Origin of the sequence: Micromonospora sp. NPDC048169 (assembly GCF_040652815.1) — a bacterium.
GTDB lineage: Bacteria > Actinomycetota > Actinomycetes > Mycobacteriales > Micromonosporaceae > Micromonospora.
The window spans coordinates 14,237-34,747 of the sequence record NZ_JBEZMS010000041.1; the positions used below are offsets into that span (position 1 = coordinate 14,237).

Sequence of the window (20,511 nt, forward strand, 5' to 3'; positions counted from 1 at the left end):
CAGGCGGCACCCGCGTCGACAGGGCCGTCGGAACATCAGCCGTTACAGGCTGGCCCCTGACCTCGCCCGCACCTGCTTCGGCAGATCGTGGTCGGGCGTGCTCCCAGTTGTCTTCGCCTGCAATTGCTCGATGGCCTCTTTCGTGTAGTCGTCCACCAGCTTTGAGAGTTGTACATCGTCGAGCGATTCGAGGCTGACCAATACCGCAAGTCGCCGGAGTCTGCGCGCGGTGATCCGCAGGATGTCGGTCCTTGCGGCGCCGGCCTCACCGGCTACGGTCAGGTGGCCATGGGCAATGGCGCGGGCGACGCGGGGATGCGCACCGAGCGTCGGGCGCTCGAGGATCGCGACGGCCTCGTCCTCGTAGAGTCGGGCGCCGAGGTCCTCGCCCAAGCTGTGGACACGGGTCCAGAGGCGTCGGAACACGTTGCGCGGACGGCCGATGATGCGTTCGTAGCCTGGCCGCCGTAGTGGATTGGGCCACCGCCAGAGCGCGATGTCCGGCAACAGGACCAGGCTGAGAAATGACCAGACCTCTTCGCTCGCCGCGTCGGCGGGCACGATGGTCATCTGCCGGTACAGGGCCGGTGCCAGCAGCCGGTCGAAGGCTGTGCCGTTCGTCTTGCCCAGAGGTGCCGGCCAGTTGGCTTCCGCGGCGATCCCGCGGACGGTCTGCTGCAGGGCACGGAGGTCGTCCTCCGCTACGCGGTGGGGTGCCGTCGGGTACCAGGTGGTGCGCGCATCGGCAGTGGCCGACAGCCTCCGCAGTTCGACGAGGTCCCGGCCGGTGTGGAGGGTCAGCAGCCGTTCCGCGACGTGTGCGGGTAGACGCGGGTAGACGTACAGCCGGTTCATGCGAGGACCCGGTCGAGACCTTGGATGACCGCCTCCAGTTCGCTCGGGTCGTTGCGGTGTTGACTACGTAGGTCGGAGAGCGACCGGTCGGGGAAGTACCTGCGTATCAGGTTGATGAACAGCTCGCCGAGTGTGCCTTCGCCGTGGTCGTGCTCGTCCTGGAGGTCCTCGCAGCGTAGCGCCGTCTGTATGAGCTGACGGACGACATCGTGCCGGAGCACCTCGGCGAGTGTCCTGGAGCCTTCCGCTTCCGGCTGGTTGAGCATCGTGGTGACGGCGGGGTGGTCCGAGTTGAGGTACAGCCGGATGCTGCCGGTGTCCGACCCGTCGAGATCCGGGGCGCAGGAGAGGTACCACAGCGAGCGGCGTCCCTCGGCGAGCCCACTTTCGGCGAAGCTCGTGGCCACCACGGGGAACCGGCTGCCGCTGCCTTCCAGGGTGAAGCGCCGCCGGGCCTGCCAGAGGATGGCGCCGGGTCGGAAGGCTGCCAGCGGCGAGATCGGTGTCGGGTCAGGTGCAGCCAGGACCAACCGGGCGGTCAGGGTGAGGTTTCCGCCGATCTCGGTGCCAGGGATCGCAACCGTCAGTCGGTTTTCGCCGTCAACCAGTCTGACCAGGGTGGAATTGTCGCGGCGGTTGGTGCTGCTGCTGTGCCAGGTGACCAGACAGTGCACGGCTGCGGCGGGCGACAGGCCACAGTCCTGCAGTACCCCGGGCAGGTCGACATGCAGGGGCCAGTTCGCGGTGAGATCGGTGAAGTAGTCCCAGTCAGGCACCGGCTCCCCCTCGGGGACGGGTATGCCCTGAGGACCGGTGACCGTCACGGTTCCGGATTGGATGCGCTCCTCCGCCGGGGTCAGGTGGCCCGCACTGATCGGGGCGCTCACGTCGGTGTCACCTCCTCCTGGCGTATCCGCACGGTGACGGCTGCATCAGCCGGTTGGGTGAGAGTGACGGTCCAGTGTTCCGACGTCACGGTGGTCAGGGTCAGTTGCGGACCGGGCGTGAGGTCTCCGTTGTCCCGGTCACGCCAGTGCAGTACTTCGACCGGAGTGGTCTCGTCGGCGGGCTCCGGTGCTCCGTCAGCGATCGCGACCAGTGGCTGGGCGATGAGGGTCAGCGACGCACCGGAGGCTCCGGTGAGGTCGAAGTCGAATTCAACCGCACGGCCGCCGTCCCTCAACACGATCTGGCGGGGACGGGGGTGGAAACGCAGTGTCGGACCGGTCGTGGAGCGCGACCCCCGCCCGTGGTGCCTCCGCTGGCGTCCTTTGCCGCCGTTGTGCGCTGTCGGTGTGTCGTTGTGGCCTGCCGGTGCTCCCGACGAAGTGGTCGGTGGATCGTGCACCGGGTTGTCCGACCCGGCCGGGATGCGGATGTCCGTGCCACCCGCCTGTGTGTCGAGGAGTGTGCCGAGGACGTTCGCCAGCCGTGAAACCCCCGTCGCGGCCTCGGTGGTGGGGGTCGTCGCGTTGTCCGTACGGCGTTCCTTGAAAATCCAGTCGATGCGGTTGAGTGCCTGGCTGACCGGGTTACGGGCGTACCGCTGCCGTTGCGCCAGCCTCGGCTGCCACCTGTCGTGCGTCGGTGGTTCGGCGCGGGCGAAATCCCCGTCGAGTTCGGGATCGGCGATGAACACGCCGCTGATGGCGTGCCCGAACGGATCCGGAGTGACGTTGCGGTACTCGACAACGAGGCCCGGTCGGCGCATGAGGGCGATCTCCGCGGGTGGCCGGGCATGGCTGCCTGAGGCGGCCGCCCTGTACGTCCGCCATGCCAGTACGCCGAGACGTTGCTCCGGACGGCTGCCGACGATCTCCTGGACAGCCCAGGGCCATGGATGGTCTCCTGCTGCGCCGTCGAAGACCGAGCGGCAGCGCCGGTGCGCCTCGACGAAGTACCGCAGCCGTGCATCGGTCGCCGGGTCGGGAAGTTCTATCCGTGACCCGTCGCAGGTGAACCGCAACGTGAGCCCGGGAGGTGACCCCACTTGCCCGACGGTGTTGGCCCACGCGTACCTCGTGGCGGTGTCGGCCATCACGGCGACCACGTCGGACAGGTGCTCCTCTCCGGTCCGGGGAGCGATGACCATGACCGAGGTGCCGGTTGCGTCCCCGGACAGGTGCGTCAGTCCGATGGCCCGGGCCATGTGCTCCGCCGTCGGGCCGGTCACCGGTTCCACGCCGACGTCGCTGTGTGGAACCCCCCACCAGTGGCGTCCGGTGTACTGACGTCGCCCGACCCGGTAGGGATCGGTGAGTGACATGCCGATCAGTCGGCACTCGATACCGGCGCTGGTCCTGATGCGGGTAAATATCACCACGGTGTCGATGCTGCTCGCCTCGAACAGCACGGCCTTGCCGTAGCCGTAGGTTCCGCCACCGAACCCCTTGTCGGGGTGTCGGCCGATGTTCCGGACGAGGTCGACGAAATTCCGTGGATCATCCTCACCCACCCGGTCCGCCCTGGTGGGACCGGTAAGCCCTTTCGTACCGGTGTCGGTGACCGTGAGGACCCTGAGGCCCGGGTTGTCCAGGTCGGCCCCGGGTAGAAGACGACGCAGGCTCTGCAGTTGCCCGGGATCTAGGGGCCAGCCGTCCACGGAGAACTCGGCGGGTCGGCTCTCTGTGGCGGCGTCCCAGCTGTTCTGCAGTGTCTCGCGCAGGAACAGCTCCCAGAAGTCCATGGAGTAGGTGCCGAGTGTCCGGCGTACCGACCGCGCGTCGATCCCTCCTGATGGTGGGAGCGGCTCGGCGTACATGGCGATGCGCGTCATGGCTGTTCCATAAGCGCGGCGGCTGCCGCGGAGGGGTCGGTGAGATGGTGATCGAAAGCTGACAGATCGATACTGTAGTTCAGGCGGACCAGGTGCTGCTGCAGTGACGCATCGAGCTGCCCGGACGTCACCCGGGGGAAACCCGGGCTGTTGACGTGGTACGCGGCGGCGCGTTTCACCCGGTGCCGGTCCCGGCGGTACGCATCGGCGTCGTCGTTGCGGTAACCGGTTGTGGCCAGGGCGTCCAGCAGGATACGCCTGTCCAGTCCCGTACCGAGGAGCCTGTCGACGACGTCGGGGACGCTGTCGCCGGCGCTGTCACGTTCGAACTGCTCGACGTACAGGTAGAGATCGGTGCCTGGGCGTTCCTCCAGTTGGTCGGCGCCGTGTACGCCGACGACCAGACGGTCGCGGTGCGTTGTGGCCTTGACTTCAACGGCAGCGGTGACGGAGGTGAAGTCCGCGCGTGCCTTGTGGGGACCGGTCCAGAGCTGGAGCGGCTCGGGGCCACCGAGCCCGCAGATCCGTTCGAGGAAGTGCAGCTCGGCGAGCAGGCCGAGCAGCGCCTCCGGTCCGAGTATCGGACCGGGTGCGGGGGAGAGCAGCTCGCGCCACCGGTGCAGGAGCTCCAGGCAGACCCGTCCGGGATCGCCGGGGCGGCGCTGCAACTGTCGGCTCAGGTCGTCGGTGAATGCCGCGAAGATGTCGTTGAGCTCAGGTAGCTGGCAGACCACATCCGCGTACCGTCCCGGGTGACCGGAGTCGTCCTCCAGGCTCCGGGTGGTGACGGTGACGCCGCGGCTGGTGGTGTCCTGCACTGTGGGGTGCCGGTCGGTCAGCGGGATGAGCAGATGTCGGCGCCCGGAGGCGTCGACGCCGACAGCGACCGGCCCCGCGGCCACCTCGACCGCACTGTCCAGCACGCGCATCTCCCGTGGCGGATCGGTCGCCTCCAGTCGGCGGAACATCTCCTCGGCGCTGCCTGTCATGACGCGGCGCCGTCGGTCAAGGCTTCACCCGCCCGTTCGTCGGCGGCGTCGATCTCGTCGATGTCGACGGTCTCGAGCTCCTCGTCGACCGGCGCGAGGCTGGACAGGTCGACCGAGACGTAGTCACGGTCCTCGGGTCCCCGGGCCTCGGGAAAGAACAGACCCACGCCGAGTATGTCCTCCACGGCCGCGAGTTCGGTTCTCGGATAACCGCGTTTGCCACTGCTGCGCTCGACCGTGGACCTCCTGCTCACGGGATAGAGACACAGGAGCCCGGTGCCCCCCAGCTGCCCGTCACGCAGCTCCCGTAACCTCCGGTCGGTGGGGTCTCCGTCGATCATGTCGCTGATTCTGATGGAGGCCGGTAGGTCGGCGACGCGGTCCAGGGTCGAAACCAGTGCCTTGATGTCGGCATAGTCCTCCGGCACCTTGAGCCGGCTGCGGTTGATCATGTGGTACTTGCGGCCCGCCAGCGCCATCCCGCCCAGGCGGTCGCTGCCCTGGTCGATCACGACGATGTTCCAGGTGCGCAATGCGTCGTAGTCGTTCTGCTTGGCGATGTACTCGCACAGGGCTTCCGGGCGGAGGCTGGGGCTGCGCTCATGGAAGCGGTAGTCGCGCAGGAAGGCCATCACTCTCGCGGCCGGCACCCCGGTCAATGCGGTGCGGCCGGCCCGCACGGGAACCTCCCGTACTCCGGGAAGCTTAAGGGCGGTGGTGAGGAGACGGTCGCCGGCGTCGATGTTGTGTCGCAGCCACCCCTCGTCCCGATGGTGGAATTTGATCGTCTGCATGACCTGGGAGCCGAAGCTGTAGCGGACCGTGACGCCCGCGCGCATCTTGGCGGCCGACGTCACTGCCATGGCCGGGTGTTTACGGATCATCACCGCCAACTCTCGTGGCGTCTTGTGCTCCGTCTCGTAGCGGCGGATCTGCTGCCGGATCTCGGCCTCCACGGTCGCCAGGTCCACGAACCATGCTGCGAGCTCGCCTGTCATCCATATCCGGGGCAGGTCCTCGTAACCGTGGCGGTAGCCGAACCAGCGACCCATCTGCAGCAACGTGTCGTAGGCCGAGGCCGCCCGGACGAAATAGCTGCACACCAGGCCGGCGAGGGTCAACCCACGGGAGAGGGTGTTGCCCCCGATCGCAATGGCGGTGACCGGCTCCTCTCCGTAGCTGAGCCGGACGTCGGACTGGTAGTTGTCGACCACCACCCGGACGTCGGCCATGACGCCGGGGATCCGGTCGTAGACCTGCGGCCACGGTACGGCCGGAAGTCCGAGATCGGCGGCGGGCACCCGGCCCGTCTCCCGTTCCCACTGCTGGTGGAACAGGTCGCGGAGGGTGGCGGTCGACCAGCCGCCGCGGAGCGTTTCCAGGTACGCCTGCACGACCTCGGCCGTCCGCTGGTGTGCGACGGCGCGCATCGACGTGTGGATCAGCATGGTCGAATCGGCCGGTGCACCGTCGCGGCAGCGGCGGGCGGCGGTGGCCAGGATGAACCAGCGGACAGCGTCGCCGAGGCTGCCGGTGACGGTCGGCCTCCAGTCGCCGAAGCCGGCACGGGCGCCGGGCGGCCGGACCGAGGGGACCTCGTCGTCAGGGACCGTCCGTACGACATCCAGGCCCCGGTCGACCGGCCCGGCCTCGTAGGTCAGCAGGTCGCGTCCGAAGATCCGCTCGGCACCGAAGTAGTCGTCGGAAGGGGGAAGGTCGACGATGAAGTCGGCGGGGTAGAGGTCGTCGGGCACGGTCGGATCCACGAGCAGGTTCGCGAACGGTGTCGCGGTGTAGGCGACGTAGGCGACCTTCGGTTTGCTCAGGATGCGGCGGATCAGGGAGTTGATGGTCGACTGCCGCCCCCTGTTGCCCACGTCGATGCTCGCCTGGTCGGCCTCGTCGTCGATGACGAGGATGGGACAGTCCTGCAGGATGGTGCCGGCGGCCTCCAGGAAACGGGCCAGTTTACGGAGGCGGTACGGGTTCTTCTTGACCACAGCGAGGAGCCGCTGGTCGGGATTGCTGAGCAGGTTGGCGGCATTGCGGGCCTGCCTGTCGTCGAAGTCCGTTTCGCCATCGGTCAGCAGATGCCAACGGCCGCGGTCGTCACCGACGAGAATCTGTTCCATCCGCTGCTGCGTCTGTGACCGCAGGTTGTCGGTGATGCCGGACAGCACCACGACCAACCGGTAGCGTGCGTCGCACAGCTTCGCCGCCACGGACATGAAGTTGGTCGTCTTGCCGCTCTGGACGTGTCCGAGAACCAGGCCGCGACTGCTGAACCGCTCGGTCCCGGGCGGTGGAACAAACGAGACGATCTTGCTCGACGAGTCGTTGATACGTCTGATCGGCTCGTCGTCGAGACCCGTGCCCTCCAAGCGGCGCCTCACCGACGGCCAGAAGACGTCGTCGGACCGGGGGATGTACCAGGGTTCCAGTTGTGTCAATGGATCCGTCAGGGAGCGGGGCTCGTGCAGGTCACGGGGGCGCCCGGCCCGGGCCTGGTACTCCGTGATGGCGACGTCGAGGATATCGGCCGGAACGAATTTGCCCAATTGGCGACGGATCGCCGGGATCGTGCTGTTGCCGTACACGGCACTGGCGATCTGTTCGACCAGATCGTTGAGGTCCTCGTCGCTGATCCGGTGCATCCGTGCCCTTCCGTCTTCGTGGTGCCGATGGGGTGGTTCCAGTGGGGACACCCGGCGGAGCATTGTCCGGTAACCACGTATACAGCATGGGTGGCGCAGGTCACCCTCCTCCGGGACCGTCCGGTTGTCCGGCCGGCCAGCAGGATCGCGCCGAAGCGATCCGATCCCACACCGGTCGTCGGTTCCGCGCTGTCCGAGCCAGGGAAAGAGCCGCATTCCGACGCCGGCGTCCGCGCCGGGGCGTGCTGGGCTGCGGGCGCCGTCACCGGTAACGTTCGTGCACGTGACCGACCGCGCCGCCGAGCCCAACGCACCCGATCCCACCGCCCGTCGCGGCAAGTACAAGGTCAGACTGGTACGTGGGCCGTTCGTGCAGCTGGCGCCCCACCCCGACGCCGTCACCGACAGCGACCAGCTCCTGCGGTACGCACAGGCGTCCCGTAGGGGAGGGCACCGGTTGGCGGTCGACCTGTTCAGCGGAGCGGGTGGTCTGAGTCTCGGTATGCAGAACGCCGGCTACCGCGTGGTCCTCGCGGTGGACCACTACTCGGAGGCGGTCGAGACCCACCGCCACCACCACGGTGGTCTGAGCGTGGACTGGGACCTGGGTGACCCCGCGCGCATCCGGGAGGTCGCCGAGCTCGTCCGGCATGCAGGCGTCGAGTTGCTGGCCGGCGGGCCTCCCTGTCAGCCGTTCTCCAAAGCCGGCCGGTCGATGATCCGCCACAAGGTGCGCCACGGTCTGCGTGATCCCTATGACGAACGGCGCGATCTGTGGCGATCGTTCCTCGAGGTCATCCGGCTTGCCCGTCCCCCGGCGGTGCTGATGGAGAACGTGACGGACATGGCTCTCGACAAGGAGATGTTCATCCTCCGGACGATGGTGCACGAGCTGGAATCGCTCGGTTACGCGGTGGAGGAGAAGGCGGTCGACACCTTCCGGTACGGCGTTCCGCAGTTCCGTCAACGGCTCATTCTGGTCGGCCTGCGGGACGGTCTGGCGTTCGACTGGCCAGGGGAGCAGCCGGAGCGGGTCACCGTGTGGAACGCGATCGGCGATCTACCGGAGGTGGAGGGGGGCTGGCGTCCGGAAGGGGGTGCCGAGGGTTGGGCCCCCTACGACGTGCCCTTGACAACTTTCCAGAAGCGCATGCGGGAGGGTGTGGCTGAACCGGATACGCACAAGGTCTTCGACCACATCACCCGCCCGGTACGTGAGGACGACCTGCGTGCGTTCGAGATGATGGATCCGTCGACCCGGTATTCCGATCTACCGGACGAGGTAAAGCGGTACCGCGACGACATCTTCGACGACAAGTACAAGCGCCTTGGCGAGAACGAACTGTCACGGACCATCACGGCGCACATCGCGAAGGACGGCTACTGGTACATCCACCCGCGGCAGAACCGCACCATCACCGTTCGTGAGGCAGCCCGTCTGCAGACCTTCCCCGACTGGTTCCGCTTCGCCGGTCCGCCGTCGGCCGCGTTCAAGCAGATCGGCAACGCTGTACCCCCGCTGCTCGGTGAGCACCTGTCCCGGGCCGTGCGCGGTGCGCTCGACAACCCCCGGCCGGCACACGTGTCGACGCGGGAGGTCGCCTCGACGCTCGCAACCTGGTTCGCCTCCGGTCAGGTGAGCGGCATTCCATGGCTGCGTGCGGAGACACGGTGGCAGGTCATCCAGGCGGAGATACTGCTCGACCGTGCCCACCCGGACGTGATGCGCCAGGTGTGGACCCTGCTACGGACATGGCGCCAGCCACAGGACACGGTGGCGGCGGAGGAGAATCTCCGTCGCACCGGCGGATTCATCTCAAGGGCGAACCGGGCCGGGACGGTGGTGGAGCTCGCCCAGCGACTCGCCGATGATCCCCGGGCACTGCGGGACGACGATGAACTGCGGCGGGTTCCCGGTCTCAACGAGTCCATCGCTGACCTGGCCGTGCTGGTCGTTCCCGCGGGCGCTGAGGACGAATCGGAGGAGCCGGTACTCGTCACGAAGGGTGTGTTGCGGGTGGCAGCCCGCTTCAGTGGCCATCCCGTCGACCGACGCAACCGCCTGACGGACGGCCGGCTGGAAGTCGCCCGCATGATCGGGATCGATAGCGATGCGCGCGCCGCGCATCTGGGCCTGATCGAACTCGCGAACACATTGTGCCGGCCGGTCGAGCCGCTGTGCCAGGAATGCCCGTTGGTGAAGAAGTGCGCCGGTGCGCGGATCGACCGACCTCAGCTGTTCTGACTTCCGGTCCGGGTCAGCGGTCCAGCCCGAGGAGCTGGGCCACCTCCGGCGACTGGGTGCGGAGAGTCTCCTCGATGCGCTGCCATGCTCCCCACTGATCCGCCTGCATGGCGGCCATCCGCAGAGCGAGGCCGGCGGTCGTGGCCGCCTGGGTGGCTGCACGCACCTCAGGTGATACATCCACGTCCGTCGGGAACGGTCGTCCCTGTCGCCGCGAGGTTCTGCGGTAGGCATCGTTTGCGAGAACGCACAGTTCGTTGACCGGCGCCTCCAGGATGTGGCGCAACTGGGCCGGCAGGCTGACGCGCATCTTGGCGACGTTGATGTTGAATGCGCTGTCGAGGTCGTTGTCAAAATCCAGCGCCGCCCTGGCCAATTTGGTGTGCTCGTCGATACCGCGGATCCCTCCCCACCCGCCCCACTGCACCAGTCGGTTGGCCCGGTACACGTACAGGCCCTGCTGCCGGTTCCAGTTCAGAGGGCCGGAATGCCGTTCGAATTCTGCGGCTGAGGTGAAGCAGTCACGCGGCGGTAGAACGAAGCGTCGGAGTTGAACCAGTCCCGCTGTGCCCGCCATCTCGATCTCGAACTGCTGCCGGGGCAGCTCGGAGGTGTGCGGCTCCTGCAGAGCGAACGGGTTCCACGGGCGCAGTTTCTGTCCATTGACCGAGATCACGATCGGGGCGAGTCCGTCGGACCCCTCCAGGAAGCGGTGGAAGACCATGCTCAGGTGGTCCGACGTGCGCGCTGCCAGGGATTCCAGACGCCGTCGGGCCCAGCCGCCCGCCGGGCGCTTCTCGGGCAGTACGCGATCGAGCGCCTGCCAGACGACCACGGTGCCGGTTCCCTCGGCCAGCCATTGCCGGGCTCTGCCGACCACCGGATCCTGCGGGGACGGGTCCACGACGACCCACTGGTCCCATTCCTCCACAAGGTCGAGGTCCAACTGCCGTGCGCTCGTCCGCGCAACCGTTCGGCTGCTGCGACTGATCACGGTGAGTGTCCGGCACTGGGAGAGCGACGCGGTCTTGAGGCCGAGGCCGTACCGCCCCAGCTCGCCGCGACGGTACGAACGTCTGGTGCCGAACCGGAGAGCCTCCGTGAGCTGGCCGGCTGACATCCCGTGGCCGTCGTCGGCGATAACGACACGGGAGTCCTCCCCGTCGAACTCGACCGTGACGTCGATGCGGGTGGCCCCGGCAGCGACGCTGTTGTCGACGATGTCCGCCACAGCGGTGGGGAACTCGTACCCGATGTCCCGCAGCGACCCGGTCAGTCGTGCGGCCGAGGGCGCCACGTCGTACCACGCTCTACCCGGCATCGGCACCTCCGCTCACGTCGTCCGTGAGGACCAGGATGCCACACCCACCCTGCCTCACCCGACCGCCCACGCTGTGGTCCGGGATCGGCACCGTTCCCGCCAGAGCTGCTCGACGACATCCGCAACGGCCACGGGATACTCGTGCTCCCAGAAGTGCAGCACCGTCCAGCCGAGTGCTGTCAGGGCCTCGTCCTTCTCGCGGTCACGCAGCACGTTACGTTCCAGTTTCTCCCGCCACCACGTGGCGTTGTTCTTCGGCAGCACCGCATGCTCGGGGCACAGGTGCCAGAAGCATCCGTCGACGAACACGGCCAGACGTGCCCGTGTGAAGGCGATGTCCGGTCGGCCGGGCAGACCGGGATGGTTCGCCCTGAACCGTAGCCCCCGTCGGTGCAGCTCACGTCGTACCGACATCTCAGGCTTCGTCCGCGACCGCGGCATCCGGCTCATCTGCGCCGACACGGCGGCGTTGAGAGCGGTGGGACGTCCCGTCATTGCCGACAACCTACCCCAACGCGGCACGCCCGCCGCCGGTGGTTCCCGGGCCGGAGGGCCTTCACGGTGGTACCGCCGCGTTCGGATGTTCCGGGTCCGGGCTTACTGCCCGTCCCGTTCCGCCCACGTGAATGCCTGCGGCGGACGGCGGTGGGGCGCCGGGCCCCGGGGGATCGACCGACGAGATGGCGTCGAACCCACGGCGAGGTGCCGGGGCGCTGTCTCCCGCCTCGGATGTGTGGCAGAACGGACATCAGTTCATCAGATCGTCGGCGTCCGGCGCTGCGCCACCCAGGCGCGCCCTCATCCGCTCACGGAGCTGTGGCAGTGCCTTCTGCTCCAACTGGCGGACACGCTCGCGGGTGATTCCGAGTCGGCGTCCGATCTCGTCGAGGGTCATGGGGACGCCGGTTCCGACACCGGCCCGCCAGGCCAGGATTGCCGCCGAGCGTTCGGGGAGGTCCGCCAGCGAGGCCCGGAGAAGAGTAAGTGTCTCCTGACGCTGTGCAACCACGTCGGGTCGCAGTGTGTCGCGGTCCGGGGTCACGAATTCGGCCAGCGACGCATTGCCGTCCCCGATCAGCAGATCCAGCGACACCACTCCGGCATGCAGCCTGAGGCATTCGATTACCGTGCCCGGTTCCAGGCTGAGCTCGTGACAGATTTCCGACACCGTCGCCCTGCCGGAATGCGTCAAGAGCCGGTTCCGGCTCGCAACCACCTGACGTACCTGATCGGACTTGTAGACCGGCAGGCGGATCAAGCGGCTCTCGTTGGCGACTGCTCTCGTCACGGCCTGGCGGATCCACCAGACCGCATAGGTGGAGAACTTCAGACCGCGGGTGGGATCGAACCTTTCGACCGCCCGCATCAGGCCGACAACGCCGTGCTGGTCCAGGTCCTCGCTCTCCACCCCCTGTCCGACAAGGCTGCCGGCGACCGAAGCAACGAGCCGCCGGTTGTGCAGCACCATGGCGTCGAATGCCCGCGCCCGTTCGTCCGGGAGCTCGAGACCTGCGCGGTAGCCGTGCGGAACCTCCTCGTCCGGCCGGTACTGTTCCCCACGGAGCAGCAGCGCCAAGCCGACCTCCTCGGAGGCCGTGAGCAGGCGGTCCCATGGCCGGGACGACGTCCTGTCCCTACATAGGAGCCTCCGGGCGTCGGAAAGGAAGCGTTCCCTGTGGGACGGGTCGACCAGTCGAGCCGGCCCACGGCCATCGAGCTCGTCGCCACCCGGTGGGACGACGGCGATACCGAGCTTGACCAGCCTTTCAAGGACCTGCTGCCGCACCGTCGCACGTGGGTCGCCGACCAGCTCGAGAACGCTGTCGACCTCCCAGTCCCCGACCGACCTGTCCCGTACGTGCGCCAATATCAGTTGTACGCACGTGTCGACAACCTCCTGATCGGCTGAACAAGTCACACCGGCCATTGTGGCCCCCACGGACAACAGAGAGGTTCGGCGGGAGGCTCCCTCATCGTGCACAATCCTGCGGGTGCGGATGGTTCCTGAGCCGATCTCCCCGTCGATGAAGAGTGCCGCCGAGGCCGAGATCTACAGACGTCTCAAACTTGTGGATGCTGGATGGAGCTTCGCCCTGCACAGCCTCAATCTTCCCGAGCACGGATGGAAGCGCGTCAGCGAGATCGACTTCGTGGTGGCGGGACGACGCGGTGTGTACGTCATCGAGGTCAAGGGCGGCTACGTCGGCTGCGCCAACGGTGTCTGGACCTACCGCGACCGCACCGGCACGGAGCGACGGCGGAGGGAGAGCCCTTTCGCGCAGGCGACAGGCGCCATGTTCACCCTGCAGCGCCGTCTCGAGGACCGCCTCGGCCGCGAGACGATGCGTGACATCCCCATCGGTTTCGCCGTCGTCTGCCCGGACTGCCGACTACCTGAGCAGCCCTCGGTCGAGTGGGACGAGGAGACCCTGATCGACCGTCGGCAGCTCGACCGCACCGACGGCCTGCAACGCAGCCTGGGCCGGATGGCGGACTACTGGCGGGCCAAGCCCGGAGGACGTCGGGCCGTGCTCGAGGAACCTCTCCTGCGGGAGGTACTGCAGGCCCTGCGGCCGGACTTCGACGCCGTTCCCACGCTGCGCCAGATCGTCACCGACGCGGAGGCCGACCTCGTCGCCCTGACCGCCAGCCAGTACCGCACGCTCGACTACGTGGGAGACAACCCGCGGCTACTGGTCGAGGGCGGCGCGGGCACGGGCAAGACGATGCTCGCAGCCGAGATGTCCCGTAGATCGGCCGCGAGCGGCAAACGGACCCTGTTCACCTGCCGCAGCCAGGTGGTCGCCGGGTTCGTGCGACACCAACCCGGAATGCAGGACGTCCATGTCGTGCCCTTCGCCAACCTCGCGGGCGGCAGCGAGGGGACCTTCGATACCGTCGTCGTCGACGAGGCACAGGACCTGATCAACTTCGCCGACCTGTCGTACCTGGACAGCAGGCTTGCCGGCGGCCTCGCCGACGGCAGTTGGTACATGCTGCTCGACAGCAACAACCAGCGTGGTCTCGTCGGCTCCTGCGACGACGAGGCACTGGAATATCTCAGATCCCTACGGCCCACGCAGGTGCGGCTGCAGGACAACTGCCGCAACACGCGGCAGATCGTCACGTCGACTCAGCAGATGACCGGAGCGGACACCGGTGTCTCATCGGCGGGGGAAGGACCCGCGGTGGTGGTGGTCGAGGAACCGGACCGCTCCCGTCGGGCCGCGGCAGCCGCCGCAGAGCTCGAACGGCTCCACGACAACGGGATCCCGAACACGGACATCATTCTGTTGTCACCGCTGCCCCTGGCGGATTCCCTGTTCGCCGACCTGCCGGCCCGCTGGCGACACCGCATCGACGTGCTGGACCTGCACACGCTGCGGAAACCTGCACGGGGCCGGATCGCCTTCGCCAGGATCGAGGACTTCAAGGGACTGGAGAGCCGGTTCATCCTCCTGGCCGACATCGGCCCGGTCGATCCCCGTCGGATCAGCAACCTCTACGTAGGAATGACACGCGCGAGAGTGGGACTCTGGATGGCTGCCGGTGGGCAGGAGCAGGGGCAGGAGGACGACCGGTGACATCGACGCCCGTTCAGAGTGGCTCGGAGGACCGGGCTTCGGTCCTGGACTACCTCCGCCGGCAGCTTGTCGGTCCCTGGTACGGCGAGGACGAGGTTCTCGCCGAGCGACCGGACCGCCGTTACCTGGCCGGCATTCTCTTTCCCGGTGAAGTACCCCTCGACACGCACGATGACGACATCGTGGACGACAATCCAGCCGTCGGATCGAACGACGAGGCCGAGAGCGACGAGGATCCCGTGGCGCTGGCCGGGCAACTGATGCCGAGCTCGGTAGGACTGAGCTTCGTCATCTCCAGAAGGTCGACCCTCCGGATCGAGGTGACAGCCGCCCGCTACCTGCGTGAGGACCGGCAGACGTGGCGACGTCAGCCGATGGCTGCAACCGGCAGCGCCGCCCTGTACGTCGAGCCGCCGTCAAGGGGACGGCGGACCGAGCACCACCTGTTCGACGGGGACGCCTCCGTTGTGGTCGTCTGGCGGGAGTTCGGCGACGGCGTACTGGTCACGGTATCGCTCGTCAATGAACGGAAGCTGTCGGAGCAGGGGAAACTCGACCCCGCTGACTGTCTGCTGCAGGTGACGCTAGGGTGCAGCCCGGTCGAGGGCGCCATAACCCCGTATCCGTCGACACTGCGACTCCATTCGGACCCTGAGGAAGAGGAACTCGCGCTCCTCTACCGCAAGGTTCCTGTGTTCGCCCTGGGCCACGGCGCCGCCGCCAGTTGGCATGCGGAAGGTGACCTCGCTACGTCGGTGCAGACGACCTTCGTGCCCAGCCACGTCGTCCCCGATGTCGCGTTCGAACTGCCGGGTGACCAGGAGGTACTGAGTCTGAATCTCCTCACCGGGCTCGAGCGGGACACGGAAGGAATCATCAGCAGGCTGTACAACTTCGTGGACGACTACGACGTCTGGGCCCGGAGCAACCACACACGCCGGGACAAGCTCGCGCAGCCCCTCGTTGCGGCGGCTGACCGGCTCCTCGAACGCGTCGATCGCGCCCGGGGCCGGATGCGTGAGGGTGTGGAGCTGCTCCAGCGGGATCCCACCGCCCGGCGTGCCTTCGTCCTTGCGAACAGGGCCATGCTGATGCAGATGATCCGGGGCGGGCCTGAATTCGCCGGCACGGGCCGCGCCTGGAACGACCGTCTCCCCGCCGCGCCCGAGTACGACGACCCGCAGCGCCGCTGGCGACCGTTCCAGCTGGCCTTCGTGCTCCTGTCCCTGCCCTCCATCGTCGACACGGAGCATGATGATCGCGAACTCGTCGACCTGATCTGGTTTCCCACCGGTGGTGGCAAGACCGAGGCGTATCTCGGCCTGGTCGCCTTCACCGTCTTCCACCGGCGCCTGACGCTCGGGGACGCCGGCGCCGGGACCACTGTCATCACCCGTTACACACTGCGACTACTAACGGCCCAGCAGTTCCAGAGGGCAGCGACCCTGATCTGTGCCTGTGAGCTGATCCGGCAGGAGCGCGTCGAAGAACTGGGGACCCGGCCGGTCTCTATCGGGATCTGGGTCGGCGGTAACAACAGTCCGAACAGTTTCGCCGACGCGGCCGACCTGCTGCAGACCGTGAGGAATCGCGAGCCGACGACCAAAAGCTTCCAGGTCGAACGCTGTCCCTGGTGCGGCACCCAGATCCTTCCGACCGGTGATGCCCCGGAGGACGCGTGGGGAGTGCGCGCCGACAACAACAGCTTCCGGATCAATTGCCCCAACGTCGACTGCGACTTCCACAGATCGCTGCCGGTCGCGTCCGTCGATGACGCGCTCTACGCGGATCCGCCGACGCTGCTCGTCGCCACCGTGGACAAGTTCGCCCGGTTCACCCGCGAACCGCGGGCGGGCGTGTTCATCGGCGCCGGCGCCGATCCCGGTCCGGCGCTGATAATCCAGGACGAGTTCCATCTCATCTCCGGGCCGCTCGGCACCATCGTCGGGCTCTACGAGGCTGCCTTCGACGTGGCGATGACCCGTCACGGCGCCCGCCCCAAGATCGTCGCCTCCACCGCCACCATCCGTCGCGCCGATGCCCAGTCCCGCGGCGTCTTCGGACGCCCCATCGCCCTGTTTCCGCCCTCCGGCCTCGACGCGGAGGACTCGTACTTCGTCCGATCGGACCACGGCCGACCCGGCCGGCTCTACGCCGGGGTCATGCCCCAGGGGCACACACCTCTGACCGCGATGGTCCACCTCTCGGCGGCGATGCTCAACGCTCCCATCGAACTACCGCTCGGACCGCGGTCCGCGGATGCCTACTGGACCCTTGTCGCCTATCACAACAGCCTCCGCGAACTCGGCAAGACGGTCACCCTGGCACACGACGACATCCCCGCGCGGCTCGGCGTCATCGCACCTGCCGAGGACGACCGACGTGACCTCGACGATGCCGAGATCATGGAACTGACCAGCAACATTCCCCCGGCGGACATCCCGCGTCACCTTCAGCGGCTATTCGTGGAGCGCGGACAGCCAGGTGCGGTGTCGTTTGTGCCCAGTACGAACATGATCTCCGTCGGTGTCGATGTCCCGCGACTGGGCCTCATGCTGGTCGTCGGCCAGCCGAAGACGACCGCCGAGTACATCCAGGCCACGAGCCGGGTCGGGCGTCGCCACCCCGGCCTTGTGGTCACCCTCTACTCGCCGTCCAAGCCCCGCGACCGCTCACACTACGAGTCGTTCATCCCGTACCACACCTCCCTCTACCGGGTTGTCGAACCCACGTCGGTGACACCGTTCTCGGTGCCGGCCCGCACCCGCGCGTTGCATGCGGGACTTGTGATCCTGGCCCGCCATGTGCACATCTGGCGTGACGACCGCTCTGCCGCCGCCTTCGACCCGGAGGATCCCGCCTGGCGGGCCCTGGTGGAGGAGTTCATCACGCGCGCGCGGGCCGCGGATCCGGACGAGGCCGCCGACGTCGCACGACACGTGGAACAGCTAGAGGAACACTGGGCCGGCCTCGTCGACCGGGCACATCCGCTGGGAGGGCTCCGATATACCGACGGCGGGCGTGAACGTATCCAGCTGCTGAGGCAGTTCGACAAGCCCGGGCCGGGATGGCCGACACTCGACTCCATGCGCAACGTCGACACGGACGCCCGGGTGCTGGTGCGGGGGGAGGGGCAGTGACGGACCGTCGGTTGCGGCGTATGCAGGCTCTCTCACCGTTCGGCGTCGGCGCCATCGTGGACATGCTGGGTGAATCCTTCGTCGCGGAGGACGTAACCCGTTGGAAGGGGCGGCGGATGACTCTGGCCGCCCCACGCATCGCGGCACACTTCGGCGTCGAGGAGCTACGCCTTCCCCCGGCGCCGCGCGACGGTGGGCTACCCTACTACCGCTTCCCGCAGTGGCTGTTCTGCGGCACGTGCCGCACGATGACGCAGTGGAGCGTCCGCCGGGAGCAGCCGGGGAGAATACCCCGCTGCCAGCACTGCAAACGTAATCCCCAGCTGGTACCTATGAGGTTTGTGGCGGTGTGCGGCAACGGCCATCTCGACGACGTCCCCTGGGTGCGGTGGGCCCACTCCGGGGGCGGCCGGGGACGCGAGCAACGCCAGTGCGGGCGCGCCGAGCTGCAGTTCGATCACCTGACGACCGTGGGCGGCGGACTGGAGTCACTCCGGGTCCGGTGCCGGACCTGCCGGGCCGACAGGAACCTCGCGGACCTCACGTCGCCCGGCGCCCTCGGACGCATCAACATCCAGTGCCGCGGGCGGCAGCCCTGGCAGCGTGATACCGAGGCGGTGACCTGCGATCAGACACCCGTGGTCCTGCAGCGGGGTGCATCGAGCGTTTACTTCCCGGATACCGGATCCGCGATCGACCTTCCGCCCGATTCCGACTGGGTCACCTGGGGCGGCACGGCTGCGCGGGTCGAACAGAACCAGTACTTCCTTCTACTCCACAAGGAACCCGAGAGCGGTATCCGTGAACACCTGATCCGCATGATCGCCGAGCAGGAGAACGTCAAGGAGCAACAGGTCACCGCCATCCTGAACGACCGGCTCGGCGTCACCGGCGCCCAGGCCGGCTCGGGCACCTCCGAGGAGCTGGCGGAGCGCGAGTGGCATGCGTTGACCAACCCCAGGGGCGGACACCACCCGGACGACCGCTTCATCACGCGGCGCACCCCGTTCCCGGCGTCGGAGGGGCACGGCCGGTTGGACCCCGTCGTCGATCAGATGAAGTCGGCCATCTCCGACATCGTTCTCGTCGACCGCCTGCGCGAGGTCAGGGTTCTGAAGGGCTTCCGCCGTCACACCATGGATGTCCGTATTCCGGCCGACCTCGGAACACGCAGTGCGTCCCTACCCGCCGTAGAGGTGTACGGCGAGGGCATCTTCATCGTCTTCGACGAGGACAACCTCCGGCGGTGGGAACTGCAGACCCCGGTGGTGCGCAACGCCGCCACACTCCACAAGCGGTTCGCCGGCAGCATGCACGCCAGGTGGATCGAGAGCACACCCACACCCCGACTCATCCTTCTGCACACCATCGCCCATATTCTGATGCGGCAACTGACGTTCGACGCCGGCTATCCCTCCTCGTCGCTGCGCGAACGCATCTACGCGAGCACTCCGGATGCCGACACATCGATGGCCGGAGTACTGATCTACACCGCTGCCGGCGATGCCGAAGGCACTCTCGGTGGGCTCGCCCGATCCGGCCAGGCTGAGCGGCTCGTCACCACCCTCGCCGCCACCCTCGCCGCCGCCCGATGGTGCTCGCTCGATCCGGTGTGCCGGGAGTCGAAAGCCCAGGGCCCGGCCGGACTCTCGATGGCGGCCTGCCACGCCTGCGCGCTCGTCCCCGAGACCAGTTGCACCATGGGCAACGTGCTCCTGGACCGGACTCTCGTGATCGACGACGAATACGGGTTCATGCGTGACCCCCTCGCCGAGCTCATCGCCGTGCAGGCGGCCACGACGTGACTCTGCTACTGCCGCCGTTGCTGGACCTTAGTCCCGCTCAACGGGAGGTTCTCGCTCTGCCGTTCGAGGAGTCACACCTCGTCACCGGTAGTCCCGGGGCCGGCAAGACCATCACGGCGATCTACCGGGCAGCGGCCCTGCACCGATCAGGCAGACCGACCGTCATGCTCATGTACAGCAAGGTGCTGTCTGCCTACACGCGCGCCGCAGTGGCGCAGATCGGAGCGGCTGATGTCGCGACCACCTACCACAAATGGCTCCACGCCTTCTGGCAGAAGCACTACCGCCGGAGCCCGCCGAAGCTCGACCGGTACGACATCGACTGGATGGCCTGCCTGACCAAGATCGTCAGCGATCCGCCGGTCATGGAACAACGGCCGTACCTCGTCGTCGACGAGGGCCAGGACATGCCGGCTGACTTCTACCTCGCCCTCGGAGCCCTGTCCTCGTCGGTGACCGTGTTCGCCGACGAGAACCAACGCATCGGGCTCCGTCAGAGCACCCTCCGAGAGATCGTCGCCGCGGCAGGAACCAAGCCGCCTGTGGCCCTTCCACGCACTGTGCGCAACAGTCGGCAGATCCGCGACCTCGCTGAACACTTCTGCCCCGGCAGCAGGACCACGGACCTGCTGCCGGACGGTCCTGCACCTCGCCTGATCAGGGTGCCGCACAAGGCCGACGTGGCTGACCAGCTCCTCCTACAGGAGAAGCAGCACCCGAACGAGACCATCGGCGTGGTGTCCCACCGCAGCAGGGACCTGTTCTACTACCACCATCAGTTGAACCAACGCACCGTCAATCCGTTGCAGGGTTACGTCAGCGGACGCCGTACCGGAACTCTTTCCGATCCCGCCTTCAGCGGCCCTGGGATCAAGCTGATCACCTGGCAGAGCGTGAAGGGTCTCGAATTCGACTCGGTGGTGGTCCCGGAACTCCAGACCGTTCCCGGCGACGTCGCCAGCGACAGCATGCGGATGAACCTGTACGTGCTCGTCACACGGGCGCGGCGTCACCTCACCTTCATGTATTCGGGAGTGGGTGAGCCGGCGCTCGTGGACGCCTTACCGAAGCATCTGCTGGACCTGTCGCAATACACGCCCTGAGTGCTGGTGGTCGTGGCCTGTCTGCATCTCGAACGGCCC

At 67.5% G+C, this 20,511-nt stretch carries 14 protein-coding genes; 6 read left to right on the top strand and 8 right to left on the bottom strand.

All coding sequences use genetic code 11. From position 1 onward, the window contains the following. Positions 1-42 precede the first annotated feature (42 nt). From AB0D28_RS25650 to AB0D28_RS25670, 5 genes are read right to left on the bottom strand one after another with little or no spacing between them, the layout of a single operon-like run. Positions 43-855 (bottom strand): hypothetical protein, encoded by an 813-nt coding sequence (locus AB0D28_RS25650; RefSeq protein ID WP_357389760.1) that lies wholly within the window; start codon positions 853-855, stop codon positions 43-45. Then, on the bottom strand, positions 852-1,742 hold the full coding sequence (locus tag AB0D28_RS25655; RefSeq protein WP_357389762.1) for a hypothetical protein: 891 nt from the start codon (positions 1,740-1,742) through the stop codon (positions 852-854). The genes AB0D28_RS25650 and AB0D28_RS25655 overlap by 4 nt, the downstream gene beginning before the upstream one ends. After that, the gene (locus AB0D28_RS25660; protein ID WP_357389764.1) at positions 1,739-3,631 is read right to left on the bottom strand and encodes a hypothetical protein; all 1,893 of its coding nucleotides are present in this window, start codon (positions 3,629-3,631) and stop codon (positions 1,739-1,741) included. The genes AB0D28_RS25655 and AB0D28_RS25660 overlap by 4 nt, the downstream gene beginning before the upstream one ends. Further along, complete coding sequence (locus AB0D28_RS25665; RefSeq protein ID WP_357389766.1) at positions 3,628-4,620, bottom strand: PD-(D/E)XK motif protein; 993 nt, start codon at positions 4,618-4,620, stop codon at positions 3,628-3,630. Before AB0D28_RS25665 ends, AB0D28_RS25660 begins: the two co-directional genes overlap by 4 nt. After that, entirely contained in the window at positions 4,617-7,274 is a 2,658-nt protein-coding gene (locus AB0D28_RS25670) for a Z1 domain-containing protein (RefSeq protein ID WP_357389768.1), read from the bottom strand. The genes AB0D28_RS25665 and AB0D28_RS25670 overlap by 4 nt, the downstream gene beginning before the upstream one ends. Positions 7,275-7,557: 283 nt before the next feature. Here AB0D28_RS25670 and dcm point away from each other — a divergent pair, with 283 nt between their 5' ends. Continuing rightward, the gene (gene dcm, locus AB0D28_RS25675) at positions 7,558-9,519 is read left to right on the top strand and encodes a DNA (cytosine-5-)-methyltransferase (RefSeq protein ID WP_357389770.1); all 1,962 of its coding nucleotides are present in this window, start codon (positions 7,558-7,560) and stop codon (positions 9,517-9,519) included. A 13-nt stretch (positions 9,520-9,532) separates the two neighbouring features. Here the strand turns inward: dcm and AB0D28_RS25680 are convergent, their stop codons facing one another. From AB0D28_RS25680 to AB0D28_RS25690, 3 genes are all read right to left on the bottom strand, one after another. Then, entirely contained in the window at positions 9,533-10,816 is a 1,284-nt protein-coding gene (locus AB0D28_RS25680; RefSeq protein ID WP_233579674.1) for an ATP-binding protein, read from the bottom strand. 78 nt (positions 10,817-10,894) lie between these two features. Beyond that, entirely contained in the window at positions 10,895-11,335 is a 441-nt protein-coding gene (locus tag AB0D28_RS25685; protein ID WP_357389773.1) for a very short patch repair endonuclease, read from the bottom strand. Positions 11,336-11,588: 253 nt separating this feature from the next. Beyond that, complete coding sequence (locus AB0D28_RS25690) at positions 11,589-12,416, bottom strand: sigma-70 family RNA polymerase sigma factor (protein ID WP_357389775.1); 828 nt, start codon at positions 12,414-12,416, stop codon at positions 11,589-11,591. Between the two features lie 99 nt (positions 12,417-12,515). On the opposite strand from AB0D28_RS25690, the gene AB0D28_RS25695 reads away from it, so the two are divergent. The 5 genes from AB0D28_RS25695 (at position 12,516) to AB0D28_RS25715 (ending at position 20,472) form a co-directional block, all read left to right on the top strand. Beyond that, positions 12,516-12,749 (top strand): hypothetical protein, encoded by a 234-nt coding sequence (locus tag AB0D28_RS25695; RefSeq protein ID WP_357389777.1) that lies wholly within the window; start codon positions 12,516-12,518, stop codon positions 12,747-12,749. Positions 12,750-12,837: 88 nt separating this feature from the next. Further along, positions 12,838-14,424 (top strand): NERD domain-containing protein, encoded by a 1,587-nt coding sequence (locus AB0D28_RS25700; protein WP_357389792.1) that lies wholly within the window; start codon positions 12,838-12,840, stop codon positions 14,422-14,424. After that, entirely contained in the window at positions 14,421-17,564 is a 3,144-nt protein-coding gene (locus tag AB0D28_RS25705) for a helicase-related protein (protein WP_357389779.1), read from the top strand. Before AB0D28_RS25700 ends, AB0D28_RS25705 begins: the two co-directional genes overlap by 4 nt. Further along, positions 17,561-19,369, top strand: coding sequence for a DUF1998 domain-containing protein (locus tag AB0D28_RS25710; protein WP_357389781.1), 1,809 nt, complete (start codon positions 17,561-17,563; stop codon positions 19,367-19,369). Before AB0D28_RS25705 ends, AB0D28_RS25710 begins: the two co-directional genes overlap by 4 nt. Continuing rightward, positions 19,366-20,472: an AAA family ATPase gene (locus AB0D28_RS25715; protein ID WP_357389783.1), complete on the top strand. Its 1,107-nt coding sequence runs from the start codon at positions 19,366-19,368 to the stop codon at positions 20,470-20,472. Before AB0D28_RS25710 ends, AB0D28_RS25715 begins: the two co-directional genes overlap by 4 nt. Positions 20,473-20,511: the final 39 nt, after the last annotated feature.